Source organism: Streptomyces sp. (assembly GCF_050698815.1).
GTDB lineage: Bacteria > Actinomycetota > Actinomycetes > Streptomycetales > Streptomycetaceae > Streptomyces.
In genome coordinates this window covers 1-11,041 of the sequence record NZ_JBOHCV010000262.1, presented here as the reverse complement: position 1 = coordinate 11,041, position 11,041 = coordinate 1, and the positions used below count along the sequence as shown (strand labels likewise).

Annotated in this window: 7 protein-coding genes and 1 pseudogene; 7 read left to right on the top strand and 1 reads right to left on the bottom strand. The window is 72.1% G+C overall.

Annotation, left to right across the window (positions count from 1 at the left end; all coding sequences use genetic code 11):
• From ACRDP3_RS09665 to ftsY, 3 genes and pseudogenes are all read left to right on the top strand, one after another.
• A pseudogene (locus tag ACRDP3_RS09665) lies at positions 1-2,141 on the top strand (chromosome segregation protein SMC); the annotation flags it as partial.
• Positions 2,142-2,367: 226 nt separating this feature from the next.
• Positions 2,368-3,792: a sugar porter family MFS transporter gene (locus ACRDP3_RS09660; RefSeq protein ID WP_431516456.1), complete on the top strand. Its 1,425-nt coding sequence runs from the start codon at positions 2,368-2,370 to the stop codon at positions 3,790-3,792.
• 190 nt (positions 3,793-3,982) lie between these two features.
• The gene (gene ftsY / locus ACRDP3_RS09655) at positions 3,983-5,176 is read left to right on the top strand and encodes a signal recognition particle-docking protein FtsY (RefSeq protein WP_431516455.1); all 1,194 of its coding nucleotides are present in this window, start codon (positions 3,983-3,985) and stop codon (positions 5,174-5,176) included.
• Between the two features lie 60 nt (positions 5,177-5,236).
• On the opposite strand, the gene ACRDP3_RS09650 is transcribed toward ftsY, so the two are convergent.
• A complete protein-coding gene (locus ACRDP3_RS09650) occupies positions 5,237-5,935 on the bottom strand; it encodes a bifunctional DNA primase/polymerase (RefSeq protein WP_431516454.1) in 699 nt (232 codons plus the stop codon).
• A gap of 280 nt (positions 5,936-6,215) precedes the next feature.
• On the opposite strand from ACRDP3_RS09650, the gene ACRDP3_RS09645 reads away from it, so the two are divergent.
• The 4 genes from ACRDP3_RS09645 to ACRDP3_RS09630 all read left to right on the top strand — a co-directional run.
• Positions 6,216-7,907 carry a hypothetical protein gene (locus tag ACRDP3_RS09645; RefSeq protein WP_431516453.1) on the top strand — a complete coding sequence of 564 codons (1,692 nt, stop codon included), beginning with the start codon at positions 6,216-6,218 and terminating at the stop codon, positions 7,905-7,907.
• A 289-nt stretch (positions 7,908-8,196) separates the two neighbouring features.
• A complete protein-coding gene (locus ACRDP3_RS09640; RefSeq protein WP_431516452.1) occupies positions 8,197-9,510 on the top strand; it encodes an ammonium transporter in 1,314 nt (437 codons plus the stop codon).
• Positions 9,507-9,845 (top strand): P-II family nitrogen regulator, encoded by a 339-nt coding sequence (locus ACRDP3_RS09635; RefSeq protein ID WP_431516451.1) that lies wholly within the window; start codon positions 9,507-9,509, stop codon positions 9,843-9,845. Before ACRDP3_RS09640 ends, ACRDP3_RS09635 begins: the two co-directional genes overlap by 4 nt.
• An 82-nt stretch (positions 9,846-9,927) precedes the next feature.
• Positions 9,928-11,041, top strand: a 1,114-nt coding sequence (locus ACRDP3_RS09630) for a nucleotidyltransferase domain-containing protein (protein ID WP_431516450.1), incomplete at its 3' end; no start/stop codon positions are given.

Here is an 11,041-nt window from a genome sequence, read left to right as displayed (position 1 = left end):
CGGTGGAGCGTGAGCTGGCCGCCACCTCCGCCCGGCACGACGCCCTGGCCCTGGGCCTGCGCCGCAAGGACGGCACGGGCGCCCTGCTGGCCGCCACCGACCGGCTCACCGGCATCCTCGGCCCGGCCGCCGAGCTGCTCACCGTCGTCCCGGGACACGAACTGCCCGTCGCGGCAGCTCTGGGCGCGGCGGCGGACGCGGTGGCCGTCACCGACACCTCGACGGCCGCCGACGCGCTGCGCCTGCTGCGCAAGCACGACGCCGGCCGGGCGGCGCTGCTCCTGGGCGGCGGGCACCCTCCGGAGGACGACGCCCGCCCCGCAGCCGCGGACGGCCCGCCGCGTGCGTCGGACCTCGTCGACGGGCCGGCAGCGCTGATGCCCGCGGTGCGCGCGCTGCTGCGTGACGTCGTGATCGTCGGCACGCTGGAGGACGCCGAGCAGGTCGTCGGAGCGCGGCCCGGAACGGTGGCGGTGACCGCGGAAGGAGACGTGCTCGGCGCGCACTTCGCGCAGGGCGGCTCGGCGGGCGCGCCCAGCCTGCTGGAAGCCCAGGCCTCCGTGGACGAGGCCGCCGCGGAACTGTCGGAACTGGCGGACCGGCACACGGAGCTGACCGCCGAGCAGGAGCGGGCCAGGACGCGGCGGGCCGAATGTGCCGCACTGGTCGAGGAGCTGGGGGCCCGCCGCAGCGAGGGAGACAAGGAGAAGTCGCGGATCGCCGGACGGCTGGGGACGCTCAGCGGCCAGGCACGCGGCGCGGCGGGCGAGGCCGAGCGGACCGCGGCGGCGGTGGCCAAGGCGGAGGACGCCCTGCTGCGGGCCACCGAGGAGGCCGAGGAGCTGGCCGAACGGCTTTCGGTCGCCGAGGAGGCGCAGGAGGACGCGGAGATCGAGCCGGACACGTCCCTGCGGGACCGGCTCTCCGCGGACGGCGCCAACGCGCGGCAGACCGAGATGGAGGCCCGGCTCCAGGTACGTACGCACGAGGAGCGGGTCAAGTCGCTCGCGGGACGGGCAGATTCACTCGACCGTGCGGCGCGCGCCGAGCGTGAGGCCCGGGCGCGTGCGGAAGAGCGGCGCGCGCGGCTGCGGCACGAGGCCGAGGTCTCGACGGCGGTGGCCGCCGGGGCACGCCAGCTGCTGGCGCACGTCGAGGCGTCGCTGGGCCGGGCGCAGGAGGAGCGCGAGGCGGCCGGACAGGCCAAGAGCGAGCGGGAACGCGCGCTGGTCGCCGAGCGCAACGAGGGCCGTGAACTGAAGGACGAGCTGGACAAGCTGACCGACTCCGTGCACCGCGGCGAGGTGCTGGGCGCCGAGAAGCGGATGCGGGTCGAGCAGCTGGAGACCAAGGCGCTGGAGGAGCTGGGGGTCGAACCCGCGGGGCTGATCAGCGACTACGGTCCCGATCAGCCCGTACCGCCGTCACCTCCGGCGGAGGGCGAGGAGCTGCCGGAGGATCCCGCGCACCCGCGGAACATGCCGGTGCCGTTCGTGCGCGCGGAGCAGGAGAAGCGGCTGGCGGCGGCGGAACGGGCGTTCCAGAAGCTGGGGAAGATCAACCCGCTGGCTCTGGAGGAGTTCGCGGCGCTGGAGGAGCGGCACCAGTTCCTCAGCGAGCAGCTGGAGGACCTGAAGAAGACCCGCCTGGATCTGCTGCAGGTGATCAAGGAGGTCGACGAGCGGGTCGAGCAGGTCTTCACGCAGGCGTTCCACGACACGGCGCGCGAGTTCGAGGGTGTCTTCTCGCGGCTGTTCCCCGGCGGTGAGGGGCGGCTGGTGCTGACCGACCCGGACAACATGCTGACGACGGGGGTCGACGTCGAGGCCCGGCCGCCGGGCAAGAAGGTCAAGCGGCTCTCGCTGCTCTCGGGCGGCGAGCGGTCGCTGACGGCGGTGGCGATGCTGGTGTCCATCTTCAAGGCGCGGCCCAGCCCCTTCTACGTCATGGACGAGGTCGAAGCGGCCCTGGACGACACCAACCTGCAGCGGCTGATCCGGATCATGGAGGAGCTCAAGGACAGCTCCCAGCTGATCGTGATCACCCACCAGAAGCGGACGATGGAGATCGCGGACGCTCTCTACGGCGTCTCGATGCAGGGCGACGGCGTCACGAAGGTGATCAGTCAGCGGCTGAGTTGAGAGGCGGAAGCGCCGTCCCTTCACATCTTGAACAAGGTGTGCGAGAGGGTGAGGAAAATCTAGGTAGCTCTCTCCTGTTGACTTAGAAACTTAAAGGCATAGTCTCTTCAGCGTCACTTTTACCTTCAAGTGGTGGCGCGCTGTGTCCCCAACGGTTCGCGTGTCCCGCACCGGAGGCGACAGATCCCGAACCCGGCCCCTGCGCCGGGCAGCGCAGGAGACCATCTTGACCAGCACCCCTCAAGCGACGACGGGCGCGGCCGGCGGACAGTCCGCCCCGCTCGCACACGTCGTCTTCATCGCAGCAGCGGCCGCCATGGGCGGCTTCCTCTTCGGCTACGACAGCTCCGTGATCAACGGCGCCGTCGAGGCGGTCCGCGGCCGGTTCGACATCGGCTCGGCCCTGCTCGCCCAGGTGATCGCCGCCGCACTGCTCGGCTGTGCGATCGGAGCGGCCGTCGCGGGCCGCCTCGCCGACCGGATAGGGCGGATCCGGGTCATGCAGATCGCCGCGGTGATCTTCACCGTGAGCGCCGTCGGCTCGGCAGTGCCCACCGCGCTGTGGGACCTGGCGCTGTGGCGCGTGCTCGGCGGCATAGCCATCGGCATGGCCTCCGTGATCGGTCCCGCCTACATCGCCGAGGTCTCCCCGCCCGCCTACCGCGGCCGGCTCGCCTCCTTCCAGCAGGGCGCCATCGTCCTCGGCATCGCCGTCTCCCAGCTGGTGAACTACGCGATCCTCACCCTCGCGGACGGTGACCAGCGGGGCGACCTCGCCGGTCTGGAAGCCTGGCAGTGGATGCTCGGCATCATGGTGATCCCCTCGATCGCCTACTTCGTGCTCTCCTTCGTGATCCCCGAGTCGCCGCGCTACCTGATATCCGTCGGGCAGCACGCCAAGGCCCGGAAGGTGCTCAGCAGCGTCGAGGGCGAGCACGACCAGCTCGACGCCCGCGTCGCCGAGATCGAGCACGGGATGCGCAGCGAGCACAAGTCGGGCTTCAAGGACCTGCTCGGCGGGCGCTTCTTCTTCCTGCCCATCGTCTGGATCGGCATCGGACTCTCGGTCTTCCAGCAGCTCGTCGGCATCAACGTGGTCTTCTACTACTCGGCGACGCTGTGGCAGTCGGTCGGGATCGACCCGGAGAGCTCGTTCTTCTACTCCTTCACGACCTCGATCGTGAACATCGTCGGCACCGTCATCGCGATGCTGCTGGTCGACCGGATCGGCCGCAAGCCGCTCGGGCTGATCGGCTCCGTCGGCATGACGATCTCACTCGCCCTCGTGGCCTGGGCCTTCTCCGCCCGTACCGGTTCGGGCGACAAGGTCTCGCTGCCGGACACCGAGGGCGCGGTGGCGCTGTTCGGCGCGCACGCCTTCACGCTCTTCTTCGCGCTCTCCTGGGGTGTCGTGGTCTGGGTACTGCTGGGCGAGATCTTCCCGAACAAGATCCGCGCCGCCGGTCTGGGCGTCGCCGCCGCCGCGCAGTGGATCGCCAACTGGGCGATCACCGCCAGCTTCCCGAGCCTGTCGGAGTGGAACCTGTCGGGCACCTACGTCATCTACACATGCTTCGCGCTGCTCTCGATTCCGTTCCTGATCAAGTGGGTTCCGGAGCCGAAGGGCAAGGCGTTGGAGGAGATGGGCTGACCGACCCCGCCGCCCGCTCCTCGAAGCGCACGCTGCCCCGGACTCGTACTCCGAGCCGGGGCAGCGTGCGCTCTCGCGCGATGCGGACCCAGTGCCGGGAGGGGCACTAGTCTGCACGCGGGCTCGCGGATACTGGACGCTTCGCGACGGACAAGGCCTGCCCGTCCGCACTCGATACCGTAGGAAACCGATGGACATCCTGATCCTTGTTGTAGTCATCGCCGTGGTCGTACTGGGCGCGATCAGCGGGCTCGTGGTCAGCGGCCGGAGGAAGAAGGCCGCACGCCCGGACACGTCCGCCGCGCCACCGGCCACGACCGCACCGCCCGCCGAGCCGCACGTCGGCGAGGAGGCCGGAGCCGCCCCTCCGGCGCCGCGCAGAACGATCGAGGAGGTCGGCCTCCCGCCGGCCGAGGCGCCGGCCGCACCCGAGATCGAGATCGAGACGCCCGAACCGTCGGCCGGGCGGCTCGTCCGGCTGCGCTCCCGGCTGTCCCGTTCGCAGAACACCCTGGGCAAGGGCCTCCTCACGCTGCTCTCGCGCGAACGCCTGGACGAGGAGACCTGGGAGGAGGTCGAGGACATCCTGCTGACCGCGGACGTCGGCGTCGCTCCCACCCAGGAGCTCGTCGAGCGGCTGCGGGAGCGCGTCCGGGTGCTCGGCACCCGCACGCCGGAGGAGCTGCGCGCCCTGCTGCGGGCCGAGCTGCTCACCCTGGTGGGCCCGGACCTGGACCGTACGGTCCACACCGAGACCAGGGGCGCCGTGGACCGGCCGGGCGTGGTGCTGGTCGTCGGCGTGAACGGCACCGGCAAGACCACCACCACCGGGAAGCTCGCCCGGGTGCTCGTCGCCGACGGCAAGTCGGTCGTGCTCGGCGCGGCCGACACCTTCCGCGCCGCCGCCGCCGACCAGCTGCAGACCTGGGGCCGGCGCGTCGGTGCCCGTACCGTGCGCGGGCCGGAGGCCGGCGACCCGGCCTCCGTCGCCTTCGACGCGGTCAAGGAGGGCACCGAGGAGGGCGCCGACGTGGTGCTCATCGACACCGCGGGCCGGCTGCACACCAAGACAGGGCTGATGGACGAGCTGGGCAAGGTCAAGCGCGTTGTGGAGAAGCAGGGTCCCGTCGACGAGGTGCTGCTCGTGCTCGACGCCACCACGGGGCAGAACGGACTGGTGCAGGCCAGGGTGTTCGCCGAGGTCGTGGACATCACCGGCATCGCGCTGACCAAGCTGGACGGGACCGCGAAGGGCGGCATCGTCGTAGCGGTGCAGCGGGAGCTGGGCGTGCCGGTGAAGCTCGTGGGGCTCGGTGAGGGCGCGGACGACCTGGCGCCCTTCGAGCCGGAGGCGTTCGTGGACGCGCTGATCGGCGGGGAGTGAGCAGGCCCGCGTGGGTCCGCTGAGCCGTGCCCACGCGTGCGGGCCCGGTGAGCCGTGCGGTCAGGCCGTCGAGGAGCGGTGGCAGACGTAGGCGAGCGTGCCCAGCAGCAGCCGGGCCTGCGGGGGAGTGTCCGCCCCCGCCAGGGTGGGCGGGCGCAGCCAGCGCACCGGGCCGAGCCCTCCGAGGTCGGAGGGCGGGGCGGTGACGTACCCGCCCTCGCCCACGCCCCGCAGGTCGAGCTGCGCGTCGTCCCAGCCCATCCGGTAGAGCAGTTCGGGAAGTTCGGCGGCGGCGCCCGGAGCCACGAAGAACCACGCGCGGCCGTGCGGTGCGAGCGCGACCGGGCCGAGCGGCAGCCCCATCCGCTCCAGCCGTACGAGTGCGCGGTGGCCGGCGGCCTCGGCGACCTCGATCACGTCGAAGGCCCGGCCCGTGGGCAGCAGCAGCGCGGCGCCGGGAACCTGTGCCCAGGCCGCGCCGGCCTGGGCGAGGGTGGCGCCCGCGGGCACCTCGAGCGAGGCGTCGAGCGGGTGCGCGCCGGGGGCGGGGCAGCCGGCGGCACCGCACGAGCACTCCGTGCGCCCGCCGAGGGTGCGCACGGCCCGGGCGCCGGGGACCACCGGCCATCCCCACAGCCCGGTGTACTCCGCCACGGCCGTGCAGACCGTGGCCCGGCTTCGCCGCCGGGCCCCGGGGCGCAGCTGATGAAAGTCCCGGATTCCGTGGAGACCGCCGTTGGCACCGATCGTGAAGCCCATGCTCCCCCCAACGGGTCCGGTCGGCTGATGGTTACGAGGCGCTGCACACAGTGACGGCCCTCGGGTACGCCCGGGCCGGCCGGTCTGTCCCGGCCCGGAGTCAAGTGAATCGTGTGGAGCTGCCGAGGGGTTCATCCGAAGGGGTGGCGAATGGTGGCGTTTCTGGGATCTCGCTCGCCAGGACCGTGATCGTAGGATTACTTTCGGTACACACGGTGGGCGGATGGCCGCCCTGTGGGTATGCCGCAGGCATGCGTCGGTGGGGCAGGCGAGGGGCCGAATGGGGGCATTACCGGTGGGCGAGGGCGACAAGCTCCCGAACGAGCAGCTGGGTTCGTGGTTCCTGCGAAGCGGCTGGTCCAAAGGTGAGCTCGCGCGCCAGGTCAACCGCCGGGCACGGCAGCTGGGCGCTCACCACATCAGCACCGACACCTCGCGGGTACGCCGCTGGCTGGACGGGGAGCAGCCGCGGGAGCCCATTCCCCGCATCCTCTCCGAGCTGTTCTCCGAGCGGTTCGGCTGCGTGGTCGTGGTCGATGACCTGGGGCTGCGCACCGTCCGCCAGTCCCCGGCGGCGTCCGGCGTCGACCTGCCGTGGGCCGGGCCGCAGACCGCCACCATGATCAACGAGTTCACCCGCAGCGACCTGATGCTGGGACGGCGCGGCTTTCTCGGCACCTCGCTGGCGATGTCCGCGGGACCCGCGCTGATCGAGCCGATGCAGCGCTGGCTGGTTCCCAGCCCCACGCCGCCGGGCGGACCCGGACCGGCGGCCGAACCAGGCGTCCCCATGGGGAGAACCGGCGGTGCCGGCGCGGCCGTGCATCCGTCCGGCCCGGCCGCGTCCGTGAACGGCGCCCAGGTCGTGTCGCTGCCGGTTCCCGGGCAGGGCCGGGGAACCGGCGCCTCGGGCACCGGCGGCGGTGTGGGTGGTGCCGGCGGTACGGCGGGCAGGCGGGCGCCGAAGCTGTCGGAGCCGGAGGTCGAACTGCTGGAGCAGACCACCGTCATGTTCCGGCAGTGGGACGCGCAGTGTGGTGGCGGGCTGCGGCGCAAGGCCATCGTCGGCCAGCTGCACGAGGTGACGGACCTGCTGCAGGAGCGGCACTCGGAAAAGGTCGGCCGGCGGCTGTTCCGGGTGACGGCCGAACTGGCCGAGCTGGCGGGCTGGATGAGTTACGACATCGGGCTGCAGCCCACGGCGCAGAAGTACTTCGTGCTGGCCCTGCACGCCGCGAAGGAGGCCGGGGACCGGCCGCTGGGCTCGTTCGTGCTGAGCAACATGGGCCGCCAGATGATCCATCTGGGCCGTTCCGAGGATGCGCTGGAGCTCATTCATCTCGCGCAGTACGGGAGCAGGGACGGCGCGACCGCCCGTACGCAGGCGATGCTGTCCGCGATGGAGGCCCGCGCGTACGCGAACCTGGGCCAGCCGGGCAAGTGCAAGCGTGCCGTGCGGATGGCCGAGGAGTCCTTCGAGGACGCCGAGGACGCCGGGTCCGCCGGGTGGCCCGGGAAAGCCGACGACGACCCGGACTGGGTCCGCTTCTTCTCGGCGGCCGAGCTCAACGCGCAGATCGCCCACTCCTACCGCGACCTGGCCTACTCCTCCGGGCGCAGCCCGACCTACGCGTCGCTGGCGCGCCCGGCGATGGAGCGGGCGGTGGAGCTGTTCCGGCAGGAGGCGGCCGAGTCGGCGGGCGGCGGGCACCGGCGCTCCTACGCGCTCAATCTGATCGGCATGGCGAGCGTCCACCTGCTGCAGCGGGAGCCCGAGGACTGCGCTGTCCGGGCGACGGAGGCGATCGGGCTGGCGAAGCGGCTCCGTTCGGAGCGGGTGAACAACCGGCTGCGGAGGACGGCCGCGTCGGCGGCGCGGGACTTCGGTGACGTGGCCGAAGTGGTGCGGCTCGGCGAGCGGCTGGCCGCGGAGCTGCCGGACGGCGTGAGCGGCGCCGCCGTGGCGGGCTGAGGAGCCCGCCGGACCGAAACCACCGGCCGCGACCAGCACCCCTGACATCCCGACGGGGCTCCCCCCTGCGTCAGGTCGAAGGGTGCCGGTCGCGGCCGGTCAGCACAGTACCGGCGGCGCGGGCGGCGCGGTGCCGGTTCATCCAGGCGTAACACTCCGGCGCCCATCGTCACCATGGCGAAACACCGGGCGGCACCGCAGGTAACGGAGCCCGGTGAGTCTGTTGTGACGTCCCGGCCCCACCCGTTCCCTTCCGCACGGGGCCCTCTACTTCGAGGAGACGTCCACATTGAACGGCGCGGATACCGCATTCGTACTGATCAGCGCGTTTCTGGTCATGTTGATGACGCCTGGCCTCGCTTTTTTCTACGGCGGCATGGTCCGCGTCAAGAGCGCGCTCAACATGCTGATGATGTCCTTCATCTCGCTGGGCATCGTGAGCGTCCTGTGGGTGCTCTACGGCTACTCACTGACCTTCGGCCCTGACACCGGCGGTGTCATCGGCAACCTCGACTTCATCGGACTCAAGGGCATCACAGCCGATTCGCTGACCGAGAAGGGCGGCATTCCGGTCTTCGCGTTCGTCTTGTTCCAGATGATGTTCGCGATCCTCACACCGGCCCTGATGAGCGGTGCGCTGGCGGACCGCGTGAAGTTCAGCGCCTGGGCCGTGTTCATCGCACTGTGGGCGACGGTCGTCTACTTCCCCGTCGCGCACTGGGTGTGGGCCGAGGGGGGCTGGCTGTTCGACCTCGGGGTCATCGACTTCGCGGGTGGCACGGCGGTCCACATCAACGCCGGCATCGGCGCCCTGGCGGCCGTACTCGTCGTCGGCAAGCGCATCGGTTTCAAGAAGGAACCGATGCGTCCGCACAGTTTGCCGCTGGTCGTGCTCGGAGCGGCGCTGCTGTGGTTCGGCTGGTTCGGCTTCAACGCCGGCTCCGCGCTCGCCGCGGACGGCTCCGCCGCCACCATGGCCATGAACACCCAGGTCGCCACCGGCGCCGCCGTGCTGGGCTGGCTCCTCTACGAGCGACTGCGGCACGGCGCCTTCACCACCCTCGGTGCCGCCTCCGGCGCGATCGCGGGACTCGTCGCGATCACCCCGGCCGGTGCGCACGTCAACGCCATGGGTGCCCTCGCGATCGGCGTCGTCGCCGGCGGCGTGTGCTCCTGGGCGGTCAGCCTCAAGTTCAAGCTGGGCTTCGACGACTCACTCGACGTGGTGGGTGTCCACCTCGTCGGTGGCCTCATCGGCACCCTGATGGTCGGCTTCCTGGCCATCGACGGCGCGGGCGGCCTGACCCAGTTCGGTAAGCAGGCCGTCGGGGCCGGTTCCGTGCTGGGCTACTCCTTCGTGGTCTCCTGGATTCTCGCCAAGCTGGTCCACAAGACGATGGGGCTCCGGGCGGGCGAGGACGAGGAGACCAGCGGTCTCGACCGCTCCTACCACGCGGAGACCGCCTACGACTTCAGCGCGGTGGGCGGCTCCTCGTCCGGGGCCCGTCCCGGCGGCGCGGCCCACCGGCCGGGCGGAGCGCACGATGAGGTCGCGACGGCCGGGACCGGCGGTCAGCTCACGGACAAGAAGGTGGACGCATGAAGCTCATCACCGCGGTCATCAAGCCGCACCAGCTGGAGGACGTGAAGGAGGCCCTGCGCTCCTTCGGCGTGCAGGGCCTGACCGTCACCGAGGCCAGCGGCTACGGGCGGCAGCGCGGCCACACCGAGGTCTACCGGGGCGCGGAGTACACCGTCGACCTGGTGCCGAAGGTGCGGATCGAGGTGCTCGCCGAGGACGCGGAGGCCGAGGAGCTGACCGAGATCGTGGTCAAGGCGGCCCGTACCGGCAAGATCGGCGACGGCAAGGTCTGGAGCGTTCCGGTCGACACCGTGGTCCGGGTGCGTACGGGCGAACGCGGCCCCGAGGCACTCTGACCCACGTCCGGGCAGAGGCAGGGTCAGGCAGGCAGACGGGCGACAGCCGAGCTGAGCACCGGACAGGAGTCGGAGACCGTACATGGCCGAGCAAGCCGAGAGCACGGAAGCGGCGACCGGGACGGATGCCGGCCCCGACGGCTACGCGGCGGCCCGGCTGCGCCTGCTGCACGGGGAGCCCGGCGCGACCGGGCCCCCGCGCCGGGCGGAGCTGGCCCGCCTCACCGACGGCTGGCTGGCCGGACTGCTGGGACCGGCGCGGCCCGGCGTCGCCCTGGTCGCCGTCGGCGGCTACGGGCGGGGCGAGCTGTCACCACGCAGCGACCTGGATCTGCTGCTCCTGCACGACGGCCGTACCCCGCAGCGCGAGATCGCGGAGACCGCCGACCGGATCTGGTACCCGGTCTGGGACCTCGGGATCGCCCTGGACCACTCCGTACGGACCGCGGCCGAGGCCCGCAGGACCGCGGCGGAAGACCTCAAGGTGCAACTGGGTCTCCTGGACGCCCGCCACGTCGCGGGCGACGAGGCGCTCACCGCGGAGCTGCGCACCTCGGCGTACGCCCAGTGGCGGGCCCAGGCACCCAGGCGCCTTCCCGAGCTGCGGGAGCTGACCGAGGAACGGGCAGGGACACACGGCGAGTTGCGCTTCCTGCTGGAACCCGACCTGAAGGAGGCGCGGGGCGGTCTGCGGGACGCCACCGCACTGCGCGCGGTGGCCGCCTCCTGGCTGGCGGACGCACCGCACGGCGGCCTGACGGAGGCGCGCGACGCACTGCTGGACGTACGTGACGTGCTCCACCTCGTCACCGGCCGTGCCACCGACCGGCTCGCCCTGCAGGACCAGGAGCAGGTCGCGGCCGAGCTGGGCCTGCTCGATTCCGACGCACTGCTGCGCCAGGTCTACGAAGCCGCCCGCACCCTCGGCTACGCCGCCGACGTCACCTGGCGGGAGGTCGGCCGTGTGCTGCGCGCCCGTGGCGGACGTACCCGGCTGCGCGGACTGCTGGGCGGTGCCGGCGGAGCGCGGGGTGCCGCCGCCGACCAGGCGCGTACACCGCTCGCCGAGGGCGTCGTCGAGCATGAGGGGGAGGCGGTCCTCGCGCGCGGTGCCCGCCCGGACCGCGATCCGGTGCTGCCACTGCGTGCCGCCGCAGCGGCGGCCCAGGCCCAGCTGCCGCTCGCGCTGCCGGCGG

Bases quoted from the DNA above. Each gene is read 5' to 3' on its own strand.
- ftsY (WP_431516455.1), top strand. From the start codon at position 3,983: ATGGACATCCTGATCCTTGTTGTAGTCATCGCCGTGGTCGTACTGGGC.
- ACRDP3_RS09650 (WP_431516454.1), bottom strand. From the start codon at position 5,935: ATGGGCTTCACGATCGGTGCCAACGGCGGTCTCCACGGAATCCGGGAC.
- ACRDP3_RS09645 (WP_431516453.1), top strand. From the start codon at position 6,216: ATGGGGGCATTACCGGTGGGCGAGGGCGACAAGCTCCCGAACGAGCAG.
- ACRDP3_RS09635 (WP_431516451.1), top strand. From the start codon at position 9,507: ATGAAGCTCATCACCGCGGTCATCAAGCCGCACCAGCTGGAGGACGTG.